Origin of the sequence: Streptomyces sp. NPDC046870 (assembly GCF_040704595.1) — a bacterium.
In the GTDB taxonomy this organism is placed as follows: domain Bacteria; phylum Actinomycetota; class Actinomycetes; order Streptomycetales; family Streptomycetaceae; genus Streptomyces; species Streptomyces argyrophylli.
The window spans coordinates 258,543-279,326 of sequence record NZ_JBEYXM010000004.1 but is presented as its reverse complement, the minus strand read 5'-3'; the positions used below and the strand labels follow the sequence as shown (position 1 = coordinate 279,326).

General features: G+C 73.8%; 18 protein-coding genes and 2 pseudogenes. 11 read left to right on the top strand and 9 right to left on the bottom strand.

The features are described from left to right. Nucleotides 1–247: 247 nt before the first annotated feature. On the top strand, nucleotides 248–1,633 hold the full coding sequence (locus AB0946_RS12360; protein ID WP_366760507.1) for a transcriptional regulator: 1,386 nt from the start codon (nucleotides 248–250) through the stop codon (nucleotides 1,631–1,633). A gap of 200 nt (nucleotides 1,634–1,833) precedes the next feature. Beyond that, complete coding sequence (locus tag AB0946_RS12355) at nucleotides 1,834–3,504, top strand: hypothetical protein (RefSeq protein ID WP_366760506.1); 1,671 nt, start codon at nucleotides 1,834–1,836, stop codon at nucleotides 3,502–3,504. A 10-nt stretch (nucleotides 3,505–3,514) separates the two neighbouring features. Here AB0946_RS12355 and AB0946_RS12350 read toward each other — a convergent pair whose 3' ends face one another. After that, nucleotides 3,515–4,840, bottom strand: a complete 1,326-nt coding sequence (locus tag AB0946_RS12350; RefSeq protein ID WP_366760505.1) for an ABC transporter substrate-binding protein — start codon at nucleotides 4,838–4,840, stop codon at nucleotides 3,515–3,517. A gap of 117 nt (nucleotides 4,841–4,957) precedes the next feature. Here AB0946_RS12350 and AB0946_RS12345 point away from each other — a divergent pair, with 117 nt between their 5' ends. Both AB0946_RS12345 and purU read left to right on the top strand, forming a co-directional pair. Continuing rightward, on the top strand, nucleotides 4,958–5,455 hold the full coding sequence (locus AB0946_RS12345) for a hypothetical protein (protein WP_366760504.1): 498 nt from the start codon (nucleotides 4,958–4,960) through the stop codon (nucleotides 5,453–5,455). 61 nt (nucleotides 5,456–5,516) lie between these two features. Continuing rightward, nucleotides 5,517–6,401, top strand: coding sequence for a formyltetrahydrofolate deformylase (gene purU, locus AB0946_RS12340; RefSeq protein ID WP_366760503.1), 885 nt, complete (start codon nucleotides 5,517–5,519; stop codon nucleotides 6,399–6,401). 60 nt (nucleotides 6,402–6,461) lie between these two features. Here the strand turns inward: purU and AB0946_RS12335 are convergent. Next, nucleotides 6,462–7,707, bottom strand: a pseudogene (locus tag AB0946_RS12335) (zf-HC2 domain-containing protein). Between the two features lie 218 nt (nucleotides 7,708–7,925). Then, nucleotides 7,926–8,483, bottom strand: a complete 558-nt coding sequence (locus AB0946_RS12330; protein ID WP_366760502.1) for a sigma-70 family RNA polymerase sigma factor — start codon at nucleotides 8,481–8,483, stop codon at nucleotides 7,926–7,928. A gap of 339 nt (nucleotides 8,484–8,822) precedes the next feature. Here AB0946_RS12330 and AB0946_RS12325 point away from each other — a divergent pair, with 339 nt between their 5' ends. From AB0946_RS12325 to AB0946_RS12315, 3 genes are all read left to right on the top strand, one after another. Beyond that, nucleotides 8,823–9,197 carry an STAS domain-containing protein gene (locus tag AB0946_RS12325; RefSeq protein WP_366749819.1) on the top strand — a complete coding sequence of 125 codons (375 nt, stop codon included), beginning with the start codon at nucleotides 8,823–8,825 and terminating at the stop codon, nucleotides 9,195–9,197. A 179-nt stretch (nucleotides 9,198–9,376) separates the two neighbouring features. After that, nucleotides 9,377–9,889, top strand: coding sequence for an EF-hand domain-containing protein (locus AB0946_RS12320; RefSeq protein WP_366760501.1), 513 nt, complete (start codon nucleotides 9,377–9,379; stop codon nucleotides 9,887–9,889). A 1,031-nt stretch (nucleotides 9,890–10,920) separates the two neighbouring features. Next, nucleotides 10,921–11,394 carry an ATP-binding protein gene (locus AB0946_RS12315; protein WP_366760701.1) on the top strand — a complete coding sequence of 158 codons (474 nt, stop codon included), beginning with the start codon at nucleotides 10,921–10,923 and terminating at the stop codon, nucleotides 11,392–11,394. 273 nt (nucleotides 11,395–11,667) lie between these two features. Here the strand turns inward: AB0946_RS12315 and AB0946_RS12310 are convergent. Further along, a pseudogene (locus tag AB0946_RS12310) lies at nucleotides 11,668–11,793 on the bottom strand (cyclase family protein); the annotation flags it as partial. 179 nt (nucleotides 11,794–11,972) lie between these two features. Here AB0946_RS12310 and AB0946_RS12305 point away from each other — a divergent pair. Continuing rightward, nucleotides 11,973–13,253 (top strand): MFS transporter, encoded by a 1,281-nt coding sequence (locus AB0946_RS12305; RefSeq protein WP_366760500.1) that lies wholly within the window; start codon nucleotides 11,973–11,975, stop codon nucleotides 13,251–13,253. Here the strand turns inward: AB0946_RS12305 and AB0946_RS12300 are convergent. Beyond that, a complete protein-coding gene (locus AB0946_RS12300; protein ID WP_366760499.1) occupies nucleotides 13,158–14,186 on the bottom strand; it encodes a helix-turn-helix domain-containing protein in 1,029 nt (342 codons plus the stop codon). The genes AB0946_RS12305 and AB0946_RS12300 overlap by 96 nt on opposite strands. 71 nt (nucleotides 14,187–14,257) lie before the next feature. Between AB0946_RS12300 and AB0946_RS12295 the strand changes: the two genes are divergently transcribed. Then, entirely contained in the window at nucleotides 14,258–15,565 is a 1,308-nt protein-coding gene (locus tag AB0946_RS12295) for an MFS transporter (protein WP_366760498.1), read from the top strand. A gap of 108 nt (nucleotides 15,566–15,673) precedes the next feature. Here AB0946_RS12295 and AB0946_RS12290 read toward each other — a convergent pair whose 3' ends face one another. The 3 genes from AB0946_RS12290 to AB0946_RS12280 form a co-directional block, all read right to left on the bottom strand. Then, nucleotides 15,674–16,852: an NAD(P)/FAD-dependent oxidoreductase gene (locus AB0946_RS12290; RefSeq protein ID WP_366760496.1), complete on the bottom strand. Its 1,179-nt coding sequence runs from the start codon at nucleotides 16,850–16,852 to the stop codon at nucleotides 15,674–15,676. Between the two features lie 222 nt (nucleotides 16,853–17,074). After that, entirely contained in the window at nucleotides 17,075–17,743 is a 669-nt protein-coding gene (locus tag AB0946_RS12285) for a pyridoxal 5'-phosphate synthase (RefSeq protein ID WP_366760495.1), read from the bottom strand. A gap of 241 nt (nucleotides 17,744–17,984) precedes the next feature. Next, on the bottom strand, nucleotides 17,985–18,602 hold the full coding sequence (locus tag AB0946_RS12280) for a LysE family translocator (RefSeq protein WP_366760494.1): 618 nt from the start codon (nucleotides 18,600–18,602) through the stop codon (nucleotides 17,985–17,987). Between the two features lie 82 nt (nucleotides 18,603–18,684). Between AB0946_RS12280 and AB0946_RS12275 the strand changes: the two genes are divergently transcribed. Then, nucleotides 18,685–19,137 (top strand): Lrp/AsnC family transcriptional regulator, encoded by a 453-nt coding sequence (locus AB0946_RS12275; protein WP_132785335.1) that lies wholly within the window; start codon nucleotides 18,685–18,687, stop codon nucleotides 19,135–19,137. 74 nt (nucleotides 19,138–19,211) lie between these two features. On the opposite strand, the gene AB0946_RS12270 is transcribed toward AB0946_RS12275, so the two are convergent. After that, the gene (locus tag AB0946_RS12270) at nucleotides 19,212–19,847 is read right to left on the bottom strand and encodes a TetR family transcriptional regulator (RefSeq protein WP_366760700.1); all 636 of its coding nucleotides are present in this window, start codon (nucleotides 19,845–19,847) and stop codon (nucleotides 19,212–19,214) included. Nucleotides 19,848–19,981: 134 nt separating this feature from the next. Between AB0946_RS12270 and AB0946_RS12265 the strand changes: the two genes are divergently transcribed. Then, on the top strand, nucleotides 19,982–20,716 hold the full coding sequence (locus tag AB0946_RS12265) for a VOC family protein (RefSeq protein WP_366760493.1): 735 nt from the start codon (nucleotides 19,982–19,984) through the stop codon (nucleotides 20,714–20,716). Nucleotides 20,717–20,784: the final 68 nt, after the last annotated feature.

The following is a 20,784-nucleotide window of genomic DNA, read 5'->3' as shown; positions in this document are numbered from 1 at the left end:
CTGTGCCGCGCGCGGGGGAGGAGCACCGGTCCGGCAGTCGGGGCGCATGGGTGCATGGCCGGGGGCGCGCGGGAGGGGGCGGGGCGTGAGATGGGTAGCCAGGGAGGGGGGCAACCGCTTTTACCCCGGCAAACCGCACATGTCACGCATTGACGGTATGTCAGCTGGGCAGTGATCTTCCGGCCGGAACTTTGTGCTCCGGAGGATCGCAACACGCTCCAGGGGATCGCGACACAGGGGGTAGCACATGGCCGCAAGGCCTCTCGTGGCCAGGCAGCCGAACGAACGGCTGCAGGCACTCATCCAGGAAGCGGGGTGCTCGAACGCCGGGCTGGCCCGGCGGGTCAACATGTGCGGCGCCGAGCACGGCCTCGACCTGCGCTACGACAAGACGTCCGTGGCCCGCTGGCTGCGCGGCCAGCAGCCGCGCGGCCGGGCCCCGGCGATCATCGCCGAGGCGCTCGGGCGCAAGCTCGGCCGTACGGTCACGATCGACGAGATCGGCATGGCCAACGGCAAGAACCTCGCCTCGGGGGTCGGCCTCCAGTTCTCGCCGACGGTACTGGGGGCCATCGAGCAGGTCTGCGAGCTGTGGCGCAGCGACGTGGGGCGCCGGGACTTCCTGTCGGGCTCCTCCGTCGCCGCCTCCGCGCTGGTCGAGCCGAGCCGCGACTGGCTGATCTCGGCGCCGGACCCGCAGGTGGCCCGGCAGGCGGGCCCGCGCGTGGGCCAGTCCGACGTGGCGGCCGTACGGTCCATGACCCGGGCGCTGGTGGACCTCGACCACCAGTACGGCAGCGGGCACGTGCGCCCGGTCGTCGTGCACTACCTCAACAGCGTCGTCTCCGGGCTGCTCGCGGGCTCCTACCGGGAGGCGGTCGGCCGGGAACTCTTCGCCGCCGTGGCCCGGTTGACGGAGCTGGCCGGGTACATGGCCGTCGACACCGGGCAACCGGGCCTCGCCCAGCGCTACTACATCCAGTCGCTGCGGCTCGCGCAGGCCGCCGGGGACCGCGGATACGGCGGCTACGTGCTCGCCGCGTCCATGAGCCACCTCGCCGCGCAGCTCGGGAACCCGCGCGAGATCGCCCAGTTGGCGCGGGCGGCGCAGGAGGGGGCGCGCGGGCAGGTCACCCCGCGCGTGGAGGCGATGTTCCACGCCGCCGAGGCGCGCGGGCACGCCCTGCTCGGAGACGCGCGCGCGGCACAGGCGGCCGGCGGGCGGGCGATCACGGCGATGGAAGGGGCGGACGGCGCCGCCGGGGACGACCCGGTGTGGATCGCGCACTTCGACGAGGCCTACCTGGCCGACGAGTTGGCCCACTGCCACCGCGACCTCGGGCAGGCCGACCAGGCCGCGCGGTACGCCGAGCAGTCGCTGGCCGGGCACCCGGAGTCCCGGGCCCGCCGGCGCGCCATCGGCTATGTGCTGCTCGCCACGGCCCAGGTGCAGCAGCGCGAGATCGAGCAGGCCTGCACCACGGGCATGAAGGCGGTGGAGCTGCTGGAGACGCTCCGCTCCAACCGGGGCGCCGAGTACCTGGAGGACCTCCAGCAGCGGCTGGAGCCCTTCCGGGAGGAAGCGGTGGTACGGGAGTTCGGGGCGCGGCTCGACCTCCAGCAGGCCGCGTGAACACCGGCCCCGCCGGCGCGTGAACGAACGGGAAACGGCACCCGGGTGTGCGCCGGGTGCCATGAACAGCGCCTCGCGGGGCGGGGGTGTTACCGCCGTCACAGGGAGCAGGTCGCGAACGGCGCTGCGTGGCACGGGGCTCGGGGGAGCCGGTAGCGTGAGCCGACGATTCACAAGGTCCCCCATTAGTAGGAGTCCCGGTGACGCAGAGTGGACAGGGCGAGGAGCCCTCGGCGCGGACCGCGCGCGAAGGCATCGTGCTGCCCTCCGACGGAGGAGAGCCCCTGCTGCCGGGGATGACCGGGACGCCCGCCCCCGCCCACCCGGCCGGCGGGCAGGCCTGGGGCGGTTCCTGGGGCCCCGGGCAGCAGCCGCCCCAGTCGGACCAGGGCTGGCCCCCGGCGGCCCCGCAGTGGGACGCCCCCGACGGCCCCGGCCGGCGGCCCCCGGCGGCCGCGAACCCCGGCCCGCTGCCCCCGGAAGGCGCCCCGGCCCCGTCGTACGGCGGCCAGGCTCCGGGCTACGGCGGCCCGACGGCTTCCTACGGCGGTCAGGAGCAGCAGTACGGCGGCGGTCACACCGGCGCCGGTGCCTACGGCGCGCCCCAGCAGCCCGCCTACGGCGCGCCCGACCCGTACCAGCAGCACGCGCAGCAGCAGCCGTACTCGGGGCAGGCACCCGCCGCGCAGCCGTCCCCGTACCCGGCCGCGGGTGCCCCGCTGCCCCCGAGCGCGGACGGCGCGACCCAGTACCTGCCGCCGGTCCCCGCCGGCCCCGCGCCCGGCGACGAGGGCGCCACCCAGTACATACCGCCCGTACAGGCCGACGGCGCCACCCAGTACATACCGCCGGTCCCCGCCGGGGGCGGCGTTCACGAGGCGGCCACCCAGTACATGCCGCCGGTCGCGCCCGGCGCGCTGCCGCCGGAGTCCGCCGGTGAGGAGACCCGCTACCTCGGCCAGACGCCCCGGCAGGCGGCACCCGCGCCCTCGGACGCGGAGGCCACGCAGTACATCCCGCCGTACGCCGCCCGGGCCCAGGCGCAGGGGGCGGACCGGCAGCCGCCCGCCGAGTTCGACAACCTCTTCCGCGGCCCCGGGGGCGGCGACAGCCCGGCCGGGTCCACGCAGCAGCTGCCGCGGGTGCAGCAGCCGGACGCCTATCCCGGCCCGGCGCAGTCCTCGTACCGCCCGGCGCAGCCGTCGTACGACGCGGGTCCGGACGACGGCGGCGGGCGGCGCCGGGGCCGGTCGCGGGTGCCGCTGATCGCCGCGGTCGGCGTCGGCATCGTCGTGCTCGGCGTCGGCGCCGGCGCGCTGCTCAGCGGCGGGGGCGACAAGGACCAGGGCGGGGACGGCAAGACGGTCGCCGCCACCTCCCCGGCCGCCCAGGACTCCGCCTCGCCCGCCCCCGATCCCGCCCGGCAGCAGGCCGTCGAGCTGGACAAGCTGCTCGCGGACAGCGGCAGCAGCCGGGCCTCGGTGATCCAGGCGGTGGCGGACGTCAAGCAGTGCGACAACCTCGACCAGGCCGCCTCAAGCCTGCGGGACGCGGCCCGGCAGCGCGGTCAGCTGGTCACGCGGCTCGGCAAGCTGTCCGTGGACAAGCTGCCCGGCAACGCCGATCTGACGGCCGCGCTGACCAAGGCGTGGCAGGCGTCCGCCGCGGCCGACAACCACTACGCAGCCTGGGCGGACCAGGCCAAGGGGCACAAGGTCTGCCGCAAGGGACACGCCCGCACCACCGGCGAGACGCAGGCCGGCAACCGGGAGAGCGGCACCGCCAGCGCGCAGAAGACGAAGGCGGCGGCGCTGTGGAACACGATCGCGGGCAAGTACGGCCTGACCCAGCGCCAGCCGACCCAGCTGTGACCGCGGGCCGTCACGGCACGTCGGCCTGCTCCAGGATCGCGGTCATGTCGGTGATCCCCTGGGCGCCGCCGATGCCCTTGCGGGCGGCGACCAGCTTGCCGCCCCGCACGACCTGGAGGGTGACGTCGGCGTTGACCAGCCGCGGCAAGCCGACCGCGGCCAGCTTGCTCTCGTAGGGCCAGTGCAGGGTCGGGGTGAGGCCGCCGGTGGAGACCCGCAGGCCGTCGTTGAGGGTGCGCCGCACGGTGTCGGCGCTCACCTCGCCCTCGCCGATCCTCTCCAGGACGGCCTTGAGGACGGTGTAGGCGATCCACGTGGTCTGCACACCGGCGTCCGCGGGGTCGATGCGGTTGTCGCCGAAGGCCTCCTCGTTGATCACCTTCTTCATCGGGTCCCAGCGGGGGTCGGAGGCGACCGGGTACCAGCCGGTGATGTACGCCCCCTCGTACGGACCCGACGCCCCGCCGGTCGAGTTGATCACGGTCTGGTCGACGCTGCCCAGCACGGTCGCCGTGCGTACGGCCGGGAAGTTCTCGCGGGTCCGCCGGAAGGAGTCCATGAAGGTGTCGGTGCGGTCCCCGAGCGCGGGCACCACACAGCCCTTCCGTGTGACGCCCCTGGTCGCGTGGCGCAGCGCCTGCTCGGCCTGGCCGCCGTACTCGGTGGCGTCGTCGGCGGCGAGCTGGTCGCCGGCCTCCGCGTGGCCGCCCGCCTTCAGGCCGGCGTCGAGCATCGCGGGCAGCTGGTCGCCGGCGATGCTGTCCGGGCGGACCAGGGCGACGTTGCCGCAGCTCTCCGCGAGCGCCCTGCCGAGGCCGGCCAGGAGTGCGGGCTGGCCGCCGTTGACCGGGTAGGACATGGCGCCGGTGAACTCGTCGTTGGTGACGCCGTAGCCGCCGATGTAGGGGATGCCGGCACCCTCCAGCGGGGCGAGGTAGGAGTCGCCGAACTGGCTGTAGGAGCCGACGACCGCGACCACGCCCTCGGTCGCCGCGCGCCGGGCGCACTTCGCGGCGCCCACGCCGTCGTTGTGGTCGTTGCAGGTCAGCACCTCGAGCCTGCGGCCGTTGATGCCGCCGTGGGAGTTGATCCACTTGGCGTAGGCGCGGGCCATCGCGGGCATGCCGGGCTTGTTGGTCGCGTCGGTGTCCTGCGGCGCCCAGGTCATCACCTTCACGGGGTCGTCCCCGGAGCCCCCCGTGGCACCGGGGACGACCCCGCACGCGGCGGTGAGCGACGCACAGAGGGCCACCGCGCCCGCCGCGAGGGCGGTGGCTCTGACGGGGCGGGGAAGGACGGGGAGAGGAGTACTGCGCGTGCGTCGCCTGCCGGTCATGCACCCGCACGATTCCCTCACAGTACTAACCCAGGAGTGACCCTCGGTCAACGAAGGGTGACAGGGAGGTGAATTACGGGGGCCGGTGAGGCTTTCGCGGCGGGGAACGTACGATCGATGACCGTGCAAGGTTCGGAGAACTCTTCCCGTCGCGGCCGTCGCTCCTCCACCATGGGCGGCATGCCCTTGAACGACATGCCGTGGTGGCGCTGGCGCAGCAATGTCCGTTCGGCGCTGCACATGCTCTCCGACCCGGTGTTCCAGCGGGACGTCTGGCTGGCCGGCGTGGACGGCTACGGTGACGTCACGGACGCCGTGTACCGGCTGGTGGAGGACACCTGGCTGGACAGCTGGTCGGCCGAGAAGTACGTCGGCACCATATTCCGGGACTCGCAGGAGGCGGCGCTCGTCGACACCGCCGTGCTGCGGGTGCTGCGGATCATGCATCAGGTCGGCCCGGACGCGCCGGTCGCCGCCTACCTGGACCACTCCGGCTGGCCGGACGCGGTGCGGGCGGCCCGGGACGCGCACGTGCGGATGTCGGTGAGCGACGGGGAGGACCCGGACACACCGCCGAAGAGCCTGGACGTGCTGCGCATCCTGACGAGGTCCTGACGGGGTCCGCGTGGCGGACGGCCGCCCCGTGGCGGGCGGCCGGTGTGGGACCCTGTGGTGCATGACCGATCAGTCCGCCCCTTCCGCCGCCGCACCGGCCGACCAGTACGTCCTCACGCTCTCCTGCCCGGACAAAAAGGGCATCGTGCACGCCGTGTCCAGTTACCTGTTCATGACCGGCTGCAACATCGAGGACAGCCAGCAGTTCGGCGACCACGACACGGGACTGTTCTTCATGCGGGTCCACTTCTCGGCCGAGGCGCCGGTGACGGTGGACAAGCTGCGGGCGAGCTTCGCCGCGATCGGTGACTCCTTCCACATGGACTGGCAGATCCACCGGGCCGACCAGAAGATGCGCATCCTGCTGATGGTCAGCAAGTTCGGGCACTGCCTGAACGACCTGCTGTTCCGGGCCCGGATCGGCGCGCTGCCGGTGGAGATCGTGGGTGTGGTGTCCAATCACACCGACTTCGAGGAGCTGGTGGGGTCCTACAGCATCCCGTTCCACCACATCCCGGTGACCAAGGACACCAAGGCGGAGGCCGAGGCGAGGCTGCTGGAGATCGTCCGCGAGGAGAAGGTCGAGCTGGTCGTCCTCGCCCGCTACATGCAGGTCCTCTCCGACGACCTGTGCAAGCAGCTCAGCGGCCGGATCATCAACATCCACCACTCCTTCCTGCCGAGCTTCAAGGGCGCGAAGCCGTATCACCAGGCGCACGCGCGGGGTGTGAAGCTGATCGGCGCGACGGCGCACTACGTCACCGCGGACCTGGACGAGGGGCCGATCATCGAGCAGGAGGTCGAGCGGGTCGGGCACGGCGTGACGCCGGACCAGCTGGTGGCCATCGGCCGGGACGTGGAGTGCCAGGCGCTGGCGCGGGCCGTGAAGTGGCACGCGGAGCGGAGGATCCTGCTCAACGGGCGCCGGACCGTGGTGTTCGCCTAGCCGCAGCCGCAGCCGCAGCCGCAGCCGCAGCCGCAGCCGCAGCCGCGCCCGGTCCCGTCCCTACATCCGGCTCAGCGACGCGACGGCGAACAGCACGTCCTTGATCGCCTCGCGGTCACCGACCTGACCCGCCGCCGCTTCCGCCGGAGGCACGTGTCCCGCGGCCAGCTTGCAGAACTCCACGCCGTCCAGGGCCACGTGGGCCACCTCGAGGTCGGCGGAGCCCACCGCCGCCGGTGAGTCGAGGGGGATCAGCCACTCGCCGCCGGCCGCGCCCTCGATCTCCAGGCGCAGGCTGCGGCCGGGCGCGCCGGCCGGGACCAGGTGCGGGGTGCGGCGGCCCGGAGCGGACAGTCCCGCCCGGCGGCGCGCGGCGAGCACCGCCGGCAGCAGACGGGCCGCGAGGTCGATCATCCGGTTGAGGTGGCGCGGCGCGGGCGGCGCGTACGGATAGTCCACCGCCTCGGCGATGTCCTCGGCGTGCACCCAGCACTCGAAGGCGCGGTCCAGCATCGCGTCGTGCAGCGGCAGCGCGAAGTCGCCGTACGGCACCGTGAGCCCGCCCGCGTGGCCGCCGGTGAACGAGACGGTCCGCACCAGGCTGTGGCTCTGCTCCCGCCACGGCCCGCGCACCGAGCGCGTCGGCGGGAAGTGCGAGGCCCGCCAGAACGCCTCCGTGCGGCCCGCCGGGCCCACGGCGTCCTTGTCGGCGTCGGCGATCTCGGCCAGCGGGTCCTCCAGGCCGAGCGCCGTCGCGATCAGCCCGTCCACCGACAGCAGGTGCGCGATCACCCCGGCGACGGTCGTGCGGCGGCTCGTCGGTGCGTCGGCCTCGAACCAGCGCAGCCGCACCGGCGCGTGCCACTCCGCGTCCCCGAAGTCCTGGAGCAGCGCGTCCAGCCGCGCGGTCTCGGCGTCGTACGGCGCCGGGCACCGGGATGCGCGGCGGCCGGCGGTTCAGGCAGGCGGCCAGGACGCGGGTGCGCAGCGCCGGGTTCAGGTCCAGGCTCTCCGGCTGGTGCAGCAGGCCGACGGCCTCGCGCAGCCGGCGGGCCTCGTCGGCGCAGGCACCGCAGTCGCCCAGGTGCTCCTCGACGGCCGCCGTCTCCGCGGCCGAGCAGGCGGCCAGCGCCCAGGCGCCGAGCAGCGACTTCAGGACGTCGTGCGACAGGTCGAGCGGCACGGGTTCGAGGTCTCCCGGATCGGCGAGGTCGGGCAGCGGGAGCCCGCTGTCCTCCACGGACGCGCGGGGCGTGGGTATCCGCGGCGCCCGGGCGGGCCCGGACCCGCCGGCACCGCGCGGCACGTCCCCCGCGCCGCCACCGCGCCCGCCGGAACCCCCGGTACCGGAACCTCCGGCACCGGTACCACGCCCGCCGTCCCCGGAGTCGCGCCCGCCCAAGTCGGTCTCCCCCCAGGGTTGTTGCGCGCGTGCGTCACCGCCGTGGTCCTCTTCTCCCCCGCGGCCGGCGTGCTCCCCGTACTCGCCGTACCCGTCGTGCGCCCCGGAGCCGCCCGTCCCCTTCACACCGCACCCCGGTATCCCGGCGGTGTGCCGGTGTCGTGGGCGGTGGACAGGAGCTGGAGGCCGAGGCGGAGCCGGCGGCGGGCCTCGTCCTCGGTGACGCCGAGGTCGGCCGCGGTCTGGCGGTAGTCGCGGCGCTGGAAGTAGGCCAGGTCGAGGGCGGCGCGCAGCGGGGCCGGCATGGAGTGCACGATGTAGTCGGCGCGGGCGGCGACCGAGGCGCGGCGGACCTCGCTCTCCAGTTCCTCGCGCCGGGGCTGCTCCGGTTCCTCCCGGTCGCGCAGCCGCTGCACGGCGACCCGGTGGGTGACGGCGGCGATCCAGGAGCGCAGGGGGCCCTGCTGGGGGTCGTAGGTCTCGGGGTGTTCCCAGACGTGGGCGAAGACCTCGCGGGTGACGGCGTCGGCGTCCTGCTCGTCGGCGAGGACACGGTGGGCGAGGCTGTGCACGAGGGAGGCGAAGCGGTCGTACACCTCGCCGAGGGCGGCCGCCTCACCGCGCGCGAGCCGCTGCTGCATCTTGCGGTCCCAGCGGGGCGGTACGTCCTTCCTGGCCATGCGGTCCCTCCCCTCGCCCTGTCCGGTCCGTCCAGCCTGTCGGTCCTGCCCTCTCGAATGTAGTCGGCACGCCTGACGGTGCACGCCCCGTTGTGTCAATGTGCGCCCCCGGAAGGGCCGCAGGTGATAGTGCCCCCTTCACACATCCTCCACACAAGATGCGTGCACCTCTGATCGAACAGGATCGATAGTGACCGAAACAAGCCCTTAGCCGATCGACTGCCGTTTGTCGCGTCACGTTTCAGGGAACGGCCGCTGGGCAGCTGCGCGACAAGAAACGTAGGAACTGCTTCCGTTTCCGGGCGGTTCCGGGGGATCCGGCGAGCGGAGGGCAGGGCCGTGGCATTCAGCGTGACCGGCGTCGAACAGGGCGAGTGGGCCGTCCTCCGGGTGTCCGGGGAACTGGACCTGATGACCTCGCCGGTGCTGCGCCAGCGGGTGCACGACATCGTCGCCGACGGACACCACAGCCTCGTCGTGGACCTCTCCGACGTGTTCTTCTGCGACTCCAGCGGGGTCGGCGTCCTCGTCGCCGCCCGCCGGCTGATCCGCTCCTGTCAGGGCCGGCTGCGGCTGATCCTGCCGGACCGCGGGGCCGAGGACGGCTCGCACGTCAACCGCGTGCTCGGCGCGCTCGGCGTGCGCCGCCTCTTCGACGTCCGCGCCGACCTCGACTCCGCGACCACGGACGAGGCGGGGCCGCTGTCCGCCTGAGCGGCCGTCACGGCATCGCGACAGGGCCGCACTGTTGTCGCGGAATTCCCCCGGTCTTGGCACAACCGCCGGTTTCCCGCCGTCCGCCGGCCGTCCGCGTCGTACGCTCCCTGCCAGGTCACCCCCGCCCACGGGCAGGACCACCCGTACGACCCTTACCTAAGGCGGCCCGAACAGACATGGTCAGCACCGAGTACGAGCGCAGGATCGCCGCCCGGTTCGCCACCTTCGACCAGGACGGCAACGGCTACATCGACCGGGAGGACTTCAACGCGGCGGCCAAGGCGCTGCTCGCCGAGTTCGCCGTACCCGCACGCTCCGACAAGGGGCAGGCGCTGTACGCCGGCGCGGAGGCGTTCTGGCAGGGCATGGCCGGCATCGCCGACCGCGACGGCGACCAGCGCATCAGCCGCGAGGAGTTCGTCAGCGGCGCGGTCAAGCGGCTGCGCGACAACCCCGACCGCTTCGCCGAGATCGCCCGCCCCTTCCTGCACGCGGCCCTCGCGGTGGCCGACACGGACGACGACGGCCGGATCGGCACCGCCGACACCGCGCGCGTGCTGCACGTGTTCCACGTCCCGCAGGAGTCCGCGCGCCAGGCCGTCGCCGCCCTCGACGCCGACGGCGACGGCAGGATCGGCGAGGCGGAGGTCGTCCCGGCGTTCGCACGCTACTTCACGGTCCCCGAGTAGCGGGGCCCACGGCGCGGTCCGGCCGCGGTCGACCGGACCGCCCTTCCGCGCGCGGGAAAGGGCACGCCCTTTGCCGGTGACGGTCGGGATGTGCCCGGCCGTCACCGGCACCGCGGCCTTGCGGGTGATCACGTCGGTGTGCGGGCCGGCCGTGCAACACGCCCGGACGCGAGGACGGTTCGGACGGCACGTCGGCGCCTTCCGATGCCGCCCGGCACCTGTGCGCGCACCTGCCGGTGCGGGCCGGCACCGCACGCGCCGCCGTCCACGCCGCCGCCGTCATGGCCGGCCCCGCCGCCCTCGCCGCCGCCCGGCTGCTCGCCGACGAGGCCGCCGCACGGGGGACCCGCGACCGCCTCCGGGCGCGCGGCGGCACGGTGTTCGCCTGGGGGCCGACCTGCACCTGCACCCGGAACGGGCCTGGGCGCGGGCGCGGCGCGCCTGGTGCGAGGAACTGCTCGCCGTCGAGCTGGAGCCCTGAGCCGCCGATGGCGTTCCGGACCGCCGCATCCGGAGAGTCGTGGCCAACGATGTCGCGGATCGTGGCCTGTCGAAGTCACGGAGCGTTGATATCCGGTTGTGTCCTTCGCAGGACTCGTCACGGCCCGGAGTCGGGTGTCCGCTCGGGTACCTTGTGTGGGATGCGAGTGGCTGCGCGGACGAGCCGGGCCGGTGGTGCCCCTGGGGCAGTGCCGGGTCGCGCGGTGCGCGCCGCAGCTCGCGGGGTGGTCAGGCCTGTTGTCCCCGTCTGTTCGACTCCCCGGCACGAGCGTCGCACAGTATGCCCCAGGCGTACTCCTTCGCGCGGGAATATGCCCGAAGCGCTTGTTGGGGTGACTGTACGTCAACCATGCTGTCTCGCAAGGGAGTCACGGTCCGTGACCCTTGCTCTGGCCGTTGTTCTGGCCATGCAGAAAATGGCTAGGATCGTGGCCCTCGTGATCGCCGCCGCGGCTGGGGCCGCGGAGCGTGGTCGGCGTGGGGTCATGGATCCGCCGGTTCGGATGGTGTGAGCGGTGCAGGTGCTTCAAGTGCAGCTGGAGATCCGGCCCGACCCCGCGGAGGTGGGGCGGGCGAGGAGGTGGACCCGCTCGCGGCTCGCGGGAGCGGGGATAACGGCCGACGAGCCGCTGGCCGAGACCCTGATCCTGCTCGTCTCCGAGCTGGTGACCAACGCCGTGGTGCACACCGGCCGGCCGGCCGTGCTGCGGCTGTGTCTGCCGGGTCCGGCGGACGAGAAGGGCGCGTCGGCCACGGTGCGGGTCGAGGTGACCGACCGCAGCTCGCGCGCGCCCGTGCCCCGCTGCGCCGACGACGACGCCACCGGCGGCCGGGGCCTGGCCCTCGTGGACTGTCTCGCCGACCGCTGGGGCTGGAGCCCCGAGGACGCCGGCAAGAGCATCTGGTGCGAACTGGACCGCTGTTCCCAGCCCCGGCGCAGTGCCGCGGTGGCGTGCGGGGGCGGACTGTCCGCGTACGAGGGTCTCGCCTTCGAGGCGGTGTAGCGGCCCGGAGCGGCGGTGCGCCGGGGTGGTGCACCCGTGCGCGGGGGCTGTGAGCGGGCTGCCGCAACACGGCCCCGTACCGGCGTTGACGTTCCCCGGGTGCCTGATCAGGCTGGGGTGCGTCGATCCGCCGCGAGGGGGCGGCGAGGGCCCGAGGCGCGGTCCTCGCCGAGAGCGGGTCACATCGGACGGCGGCGCGTGCGCGTGACGGTGGGGGAGGCGCGCGCCGCCGACCGCGGTCGCGCCGTCGCCGTCGTTCACAGGATCGCCCGCCGGGGCCACCGGTGTCCCCGTCGCGCCCGCGAACGGCTCGGGCATCGCCGACAGCGGGAACGTGTACCGAAAAGTTTCTCCACAGCCTGTGGACAACTTTTCGGGATTCCCGTTCCGGCCCTGGAGCGTCATGGCCCTCGGCTGCCGGTACGGCGCCTCGCGCCCCCGTGCGACATCGCGCTGTACGCCGAGCGGTGCCGACGCCCCGGCATCCCTGAGTATCCGTCAGGGGAGTCGGCCGAAGTTGTCCACAGGCTCGGGAAAAGGGGGCGGCGGTTGTCGGTGGCGGCCCCTACCGTCGAGGCATGAGCTACCGCGATGTCGTCTCCCGGCGGGTCCTGACCTGGGCCCTGGTGGCCGTCGGCGCCCGCATGCCGGTCGCCATGGCCCCGCTGGCCCTGGTCTTCCTGGTCCGCGAGCGCCCGGGCGGCTACTCCCTGGGCGCCGCCCTCGCCGCCGCCTACGTCATCGGCGAGATCACCGGCGCCCCCGTGCTCGGCATGCGCCTGGACCCCCGGCGGGCCCGCCCGCACCTGGCCGCCGGGCTCCTCGCGGGTGCCGCCGGATTCGCGGGCCTCGGCGCGTTCCCCGGCGCGCCCGCCGCGATACTCACGGCCTTCGCCTTCCTCGCCGGGGCCGGGCCCGCCGCCGCGCCCGGCGGGCTGCGCACCCTGCTGACCTCCCTGGTGCCGGCGCACGCGGCGGCCCAGGCGCTGTCCGCCGAGTCCGTGCTCACGTTCGGCGTCTGGGCCGTCTCCCCGGCCACCGTCACGGGGCTCGCCCTCGGCGCCGACCCCCGCCTCCCTCCGCTGCTCGCCGCCGCCCTGATGGCGTCGTCCGCCGCGGGCCTGTGGTCGCTCCCGGCCGGCTGGGCGGCGGACGGACCCGGCGGTCCCGCCGGGCGGGACGCACGGGACGGCGCGGGCACGTCGAAGCCGCGCCTGCTGGCCCGGGCCTGGCCGGTGTACGTCACGGGCGCGGCCAGCCTGTCCCTGCTGGCCCTCGCCGAACTCGTCCTGCCCGCCCTGCTCGAACAGCGCGGCATCGGCGTCGGCTGGGCGGGCCCGCTGCTCACGGTGATGGCGGTGGCCTCCGCCGTCGGCGCCTTCCTGTACGGCCTGCGGTCCTGGCCGGGCCTGCTGCGCACCCGCAGCGCGGTCCTGATGACCGGCATGTCGGCCGCGGTCGCCGTGGTCGCCCTGATACCCGGCACCCCGGGCATCGCGGTGGCGCTGGCCGTGGCCGGGCTGTTCCAGTCCGGTGCGATGCTCACCCGGAACCTGTCCCTGCGCGAGGTGCTCCCGCCGGAGGTCCTGGCCGCCGGCTACTCCGTCATGTACGCCGCCGTGGGCGCCGGTTACGCGGCGACGGGCTCGCTCGCGGGCGCCCTGCTGCCGCACACCGCGCCCTCCACGGCGATCCTGGCCGGGGTGGTCCTCACCCTGCTGCTGACGGCGGTCGGCTGGTGGGGGGAGAGACGGGCCGGCCGGTCAGCGCCGGGTGCCGGCGACGCCCTGCCGCTCGGCGCCGCCGGTGCGGAAGGCACGCCGGTAGGCGGTGGGCGTGACCCCGAGGGCGGCCTGTAGGTGCTGGCGCATCGACTGGGCCGTGTTGAAGCCCGACTCCCGGGCCACCTGGTCCATCGACAGGTCCGTGGACTCCAGCAGGTGCCGGGCGCGCTCCACGCGCTGCTGGGTGAGCCACTGGCCGGGGCTGATGCCGACCTCCTCGCGGAAGCGGCGGGTGAAGGTGCGTACCGACATGGCCTCCTGCTCGGCCAGGTCCCGCAGCTGGATCGGCTCGTGCAGCCGGCCCAGGGCCCAGGCGCGGGCCGCGGTCGTCGTGGCGACCTGCGGGTCGGGGACCGGGCGGTGGATGTACTGGGCCTGTCCGCCGTCGCGGTGGGGCGGTACGACCGTGCGGCGGGCCACGTCGTTGGCGACGGCCGTGCCGAAGTCCCGGCGGACCATGTGCAGGCACAGGTCGATCCCGGCGGCGACCCCGGCGGAGGTCAGCACGTCCCCGTCGTCGACGAACAGCACGTCCGCGTCCACCTTGACCTTCGGGAACATCCGCTGGAAGCGTTCGGCGTCGGCCCAGTGCGTGGTCGCCGGGCGTCCGTCGAGGTAGCCGGCGGCGGCGAGGACGTAGACGCCGGTGCAGATGGAGGCCAGCCGGGTGCCGGGGCGGATGCGGGCGAGGGCGGCGGCCAGTTCGCCGGTGAGCCGGCCCTCGTCGTAGAGCGGGCCGAGTTCGTAGGACGCCGGGACGATCACCGTGTCGGCCGTCGCCAGCGCCTCCGGGCCGTGCGCGACCTGCACGGCGAAGTCGGCGTCCGTCTCGACCGGGCCGGGCGGCCGGGCCGAGCAGGTCACGACCTCGTACAGGTGCCGCCCGTGGGCGTCCCGGGGGCGGCCGAAGATCCGGTGCGGGATGCCCAGTTCGAAGGGCAGCAGGCCGTCCAGGGCGAGGACGGCGACCCGGTGCGGCCGGAATTCCCCTGCGACTGCGCTCGTCATGGCCCGATCATAGCGAAGGCTGTCCATCGGGCCACTCGATGGACGCGCGCGCGCACGGGAGGGTGGGGGACGTGACTCAGACAACTCCAGCCGCCGCTCCCGTCCAGGTCCCGCCGGTCCGGCGTGGCCGCGTGCACCGTGCCTGGTTCGTCGCCGCCGTCACCTTCGTCACGATCACCGGCGCGGCGGCCTTCCGATCCCTGCCCGGCCTGCTCATCGACCCGCTGCACCAGGAGTTCGGCTGGTCGCGCGGCACGATCGGCGCCGCCGTCTCCGTCAACCTCGCGCTCTACGGCCTCACCGCGCCCTTCGCCGCCGCGCTGATGGACCGTTTCGGCATCCGCCGGGTGGTGGCCGCGGCGCTGACCGTGATCGCCCTCGGCTCCGGCCTGACCGTGTGGATGACGGCGGCCTGGCAGCTGCTGCTGTGCTGGGGCCTGCTGGTGGGGCTCGGCACCGGCTCCATGGCGCTGGCCTTCGCGGCGACGGTCACCAACCGCTGGTTCACCGAGCGGCGCGGTCTGGTCACCGGCATCCTCACCGCCGCCTCGGCCTCCGGCCAGCTGGTCTTCCTGCCGTTGCTGTCGTGGATAGTCGAGCGCCACGACTGGCGGCCCGCCGCGGTCACGGTCGCCCTGGCCGCGTTCGCCGTCGTCCCCTTCGTCTGGCTCCTGCTGCGCGACCACCCGGCCGACGTGGGCGTGGCGCCCTACGGGGCGCGGGAGTTCGTGCCCAAGCCGGCACCCGTCACCGGCGCCGCCCGCCGCACGATCGGCGTGCTGTCCTCCTCCGTCCGCACGGGCACCTTCTGGCTGCTCGCCGGCACCTTCGCGATCTGCGGAGCCTCCACCAACGGCCTGGTCCAGACGCACTTCGTGCCCGCCGAGCACGACCACGGCATGCCCGTGACGACGGCGGCCTCACTGCTCGCGGTGATCGGTGTGTTCGACGTCGCGGGCACGATCGCCTCCGGCTGGTTCACCGACCGCTTCGAACCGCGCCGCCTGCTCGCCGTCTACTACGCCCTGCGCGGCCTGTCCCTGCTCTTCCTGCCGATGCTGCTGGGCCCCGCCGTCCACCCGCCGATGCTCTTCTTCATCGTCTTCTACGGCCTCGACTGGGTCGCCACGGTCCCGCCCACCCTGGCCCTGTGCCGCGAGCAGTTCGGCGAGGACAGCGCCATCGTCTTCGGCTGGGTGCTCGCCTCCCACCAGGTCGGCGCCGCCGTCGTCGCCTACCTCGGCGGAGTCGCCCGGGACGTCTTCGGCTCCTACGACGTCGTCTGGTACGCCTCCGGCACGCTGTGCGCGGCGGCGGCCCTGATGGCGCTGGTCATCCGGCGCACCACACCGGCGGCCCGTACGCTCGCCCTGTCCTGACCCCGCCACCGGACGCACACCGCGCGGGAAGGACACCGACGGCCGGGCAGGGCTGCCCACGCGGCCGGGGTCTTCCGTCTGGACCCGGCCTGATCCATACCGAAGACCCTAGGACAGCCTCTTCGCGACCGCCTTCGCGATCCGCCCCGCGTCGATCGCCAGCTCACGGAGCATCCCGCTGAGGGGGTTGGTGAACCCGGTGAAGTACAGACCGGGCGCCTGCGCGGGCGTACGGCCGCCGTGCACCACCGGTCTGCCGCGCCCGTCCAGCACCCCGAGGTGCCCCACCAGCCCCTCCAGCGCCCGCACGTACCCGGTCGCCGCGATCACCGCGTCGGGCGAGATCCGGCTGCCGTCGGCGAGGACCACCTTGCCGTCCTCGAACGCCTCCACGGCCGCCACGATCTCCACCTTGCCCGTGCGCACGGCGTCGATCAGGCCGACGTCCTGCACCGGGATCGCGCCCTGCTTCACCCTGCTGTACAGGCCGGTGTCCGGGCGCGGCAGCCCGTGCGCGGTCAGGTCCGGGGTGCTGAGCCGCCCCACCGGTCCGGCGAGCCGGTCCACGAGCCACACCGGCAGTCGCCGGACCAGCACGCCCGAGTACTGGGAGGCCCAGCCGAGCGTGGAGCGGCGCAGGATGTGCGGCGCCGTGCGCACCGCCAGCCGCACCCGCGCGGCCCCGCCCTCCACCAGGTCCACGGCGATCTCCGCGCCCGTGTTGCCGATGCCGACGACGAGCACGTCACGGTCCCGGTACGGCCCGGCGTCCCGGTACTCGCCCGCGTGCAGGAACTCGCCGCCGTACGACTCCCGGCCCGGCCAGTCGGGGATGCGCGGGGTGTGGTTGAAGCCGGTGGCGACGACCACCGCGCTGCCGGTCAGCTCCCGGCCGCCGGAGGCGTGCAGCAGCCACCCGGTGCCGTCCCCGCTCCGCTCGACGCGGTGCACCTCCACGCCGGTGACGATCTCCAGGCGGTGGTGCTCGGCGTACTTCTCCAGGTAGCGGACCACGCCGTCGCGGGAGACCCAGCGGCCGAACTTCCGGGGGATGACCAGGCCGGGCAGCGAGGACAGCCGCCGGGTGGTGTGCAGGTGGAGCCGGTCGTAGTGGCGGCGCCAGGAGGCGCCCACGCGGTCGGACTTCTCCAGGACCACGGCCCGTACGCCCCGTTCCCGCAGCGCGTACGCGGCGGCGAGACCCCCGGGACCGGCGCCGATCACATAGACCGGGCGGTCGGCGGGGGTCGGCGACGGGGGGACGGGGGAGGGACGGGAGACGGCCATGAGCGGGAGCGTAATCACACACCCGGTTGATGGGTCTCGGTCAAGACCGGAATTGGTTGCGGATTGATCACGGGTGTCCGCTACCGCTGCGCGGCGCGGTGGCCCGTGATCCTGGGGATCCACGTGACGAGGCCGGGGACGCCCGCTACTCGGCGGACCGCGACGGCAGTTCCCTTCGGACGGCCTTCTCCACCACCTCGCCGGCCGGGCCGGCCGGTGACCCTACGGCCAGAGCAGCGCCCTGCTCCAGCCGAACCCGGTGCTGCGGTACTCCAGGCGCACGTGCCGCCGTTCCGCGTCCCCCTGGAAGAACTCCACCGTCTCCGGGCGCAGCCGGTACAGGGTCCAGGTCGGCGACGGCTCGGCGGGGTTCTCCCTGGCCCGCTGCCAGGCCGCGTCCGAGGCCCGCCGCAGCTCCTCCACGGAGGACAGCTCCTCGCTCTGCCGGCCGGTCAGCGCTGCGGCCAGCGCGCCCGTGGACCGCGCGTGCAGATCGGCCTGGCTCTCCTCGGCCGGCGCCGGCGTCACCGGCCCGCGCACCCGTACCTGGCGGCCGAGCGCCGGCCAGTAGAAGGCGAGGGCGGCGTACGGCCGGGCGTCCAGCGCGCGGCCCTTGCGGCTCGTGGCGTGGGTGGCGAAGGACCAGCCGTCCGCGTCGGCGCCGTGCAGCATCACGATCCGCACGTCCGGCCTGCCCTCCTCGTCCACGGTCGCCAGCGACATGGTGTGCGGCTCCGGCTGCCCCGCCGCGACGGCCTCCGCGAACCAGTTCGTGAACAGGGCCAGCGGGGTGGGCGGGGCGGTGTCCGGGTCGAAGGGCCGCAGCTCGGTCACCTGGGCGTCCCAGACCCGCAGCGACCGGAGCAGCTCGTGAAGATCGTGCTGTGCCATGGGGCGAGTATCACCCGGGCCGACCCGCGGCCCCGGACGGCGCGGGCCCGTGGCCTCACTCCCGTTACGGCACCACGGTCCCCGAGGAGCAGAACCACCCCGGTCCCGGAGGCCACACCCGGCCGGGGCCAAGCCCCCGTCCCGGTGCCGCACCTGCCGCTCCCCGGCCTCCCCGCGCAACCGCGGTACCGCCTCCACCACGCCTCGGTGAGCCGGACGGGCCGGGAGGTCCCTCGGTCGACTAGAGCGTCGCCAGCCGTTCCACCAGCAGCAGCGCGCCGATGCCCAGCATGGCCGCGCCCGACGTGCGGGTCACCGCCCGGGCCGCCGCCGGGCGGGCCCTGAGAAGAGTGCGGGCGAGGGCGCCGACGGTCAGATAGACGGCCGCGCAGCAGGCCATGTGGAGGACGCCGAGGGCCGCCGTCTGTGCGGGCACGGGGAGGTGGGCGCCCCGGAGCGTGAGGAACTGGGGGAGCACGGAGAGGTAGAGCAGCAGGCCCTTGGGATTCAGCCCGCTGATCGTCGCGCCGCGCAGGAAGAGGCGGCCGTCGGGCGTCGCCGTGGTGTCGGCGTCCGGGACCGCCGGGCGGCGCAGGACGCCCCAGCCCAGCCACAGCAGGTAGCCCGCGCCGGCCACCGTCAGGGCCGTCAGCAGCCGGGGCGAGCCCGCCACCAGCACCGCCAGGCCCGCCGCCGCCAGGGCGGTGTGCAGGGCGTAGCCGCAGACCAGGCCCGCCACCGCGCGCGGGACCGGGCCGCCGCGCAGGGCGGTCGCGATGACGTACGCCCAGTCGGCGCCCGGGACGCACACCAGCAGCAGGTCCACGACGAGGAAGGAGAAGAGCAGCCCTGAGTCCATACCGGGGACATTAGGCGCGAAAGTCCCGAAAGTGTTCCCGAAGTTTGCCCACCATGGCCCGCTCTGCGCAAATATCTTCTTCATGGACGACGTGGACCGGAAAATACTTGCCGAGCTGCAGCAGGACGGGCGGCTGACCGTGACCGAGCTGGCCGCCCGGGTGCGGCTCAGCGTCTCGCCCTGTCACCGGCGGCTGCGCGAGCTGGAGCGGTCCGGTGCCATCCAGGGCTACCGGGCGATGGTGGACCCGGCCTCGCTCGGCCTGAACTTCGAGGCGCTGGTCTTCGTCTCCATGCGCCAGGAGGACCGGGACACGGTCGCCGAGTTCGAGCGGGCGGTCGGTGAGCTGGAGCATGTGCTGGACGCCCAGCGGCTGTTCGGCGAGCCGGACTACCTGCTCCGGGTGGCCACCGCCGACCTGGCCGCCTTCCAGCGGCTCTACGACGAGCGGCTGGCGACGCTGCCGGGGGTGCAGCGGCTGACGTCGACGCTCGTGATGAAGCACGTGGTGCGGGACCGGCCACTGCCGGCGTAGACGGCAGGCGGTGGCTCACCGTGTGAACCACCGCCTGCCAGACAGGACTTGGACCCTGATAAGGGGTGCGTGACCTACTTCGAAGGCTTCCTGCCCGTCACGCCCAGGTGCACCAACAGCGCGACGTTGGGCTTGAGTTCGGCCGGCTTCACGCCCCAGGAGGAGAAGCCCTTCTGATGGGAGGCCACCGCCGCGAGCATCGCGACCAGCGAACCGGCCACCGCGGCCGGGTTCACGTCCTTGTCGACCCGGCCCTTGGACTGGAGCTCCGCGATGGAGTCGGCGAGGGAGTTGTTGACCGAGTTCAGGATCTTCATGCGGATCTTGTAGAACCGTTTGTCCCCCTCGGCCGCACCGAGGTCGACCACCCGCAGGATCGCATCGTGCTTGCGCCAGAACTCCAGGAACCCGTCCACGAGTTCCTGCGCCGTCTGCCAGCCCGACTTGCCGGTCCAGGTGCGCCCTTCGAGGAGTTCGGTCAGTCCCGCGCCCTCGGCCGCCATCTGCTCGGCGATCTCCAGGACGGCACCTTCGACGTCCGGGAAGTACTGGTAGAAGGTCGCGGGCGAGGTGCCCGCCTTCCGGGCGACATCGATGACCTTGACGTCCCGGTACGGGGAGGAGCTGAGCATCTCGCTGAGGCAGTCGAGCAGCTTCTGCCGGGTCGCCTGCCCACGCCGGCCGGCCACGCGGCCGTCGACGGTACGCACTTGTCCTGTCATGTCGTCAGCTTACCGAGGGGTGATGGGAGCGCGATTCGGCCGACTGCAAATGGGGTGCAGGGGGGAAACGGGGATGGTGTGCCTGGTCTGCGCGGTGCGCGCCGCCCGGTTACTTTGACGACATGGCCGAAAACAGGGCATCCGCGAACGAAGATACATACGGGGAGGGCGTCCCCTGCTGGGTCGACGCCCAGCTGCCCGACGTCGAGGCGGGCAAGCGGTTCTACGGTGATCTTTTCGGGTGGACCTTCGAGGAGGCGCACGGTTCCTCCGTGTGGGCCCTGCTGGACGGCGACCCCGTCGCCTCGCTGGCCCCCAAGACGGACGGCCGCATGCCCACGGTCTGGACCGTGTCCTTCGCCACCTCGGACGCCGGGGCCCTCGGCCGGCGGATCACGGCGGCCGGCGGGCAGGTGGTCATGGCCCCGTTCCCGGTGGGCGACCTGGGCGTCGCCGCCCTGGCCGCCGACCCCGAGGGCGCGGTCTTCGGCCTGTGGCAGCCCGGCACCCATCGCGGCTTCGGGCGGCGGCGCGAGCCGAACACCTTCGTCTGGGCCGAGCTGTACACCCGCGACACCGCGGCGGCCAACACCTTCTACGGCGGTCTCTTCCACGACGCCCTGTTCGGCACCGACGCCGAGCCCGACTTCGGCCGCGCGGAGGTCACCGACGTCTTCCCGGCCGAGATGCCCCCGCACTTCCTCGTCCATTTCCGGGTCGCGGAGCTGGCGGACGCCCTCGGGGCGGTGCGCCGGCTCGGCGGGCGGGTGCAGGCGCCACCCTTCGGAACGTCGTACGGAGTGGTGGCCGTCGTCACCGACAATCAAGGGGCGTCGTTCGCACTGCTCCAGCGCTGACGCATCCGCTTTGGGATGCTTCGGCGTGAGACACCCTGATTGTCACCGGGTTCGCAACCAGCCGCCCG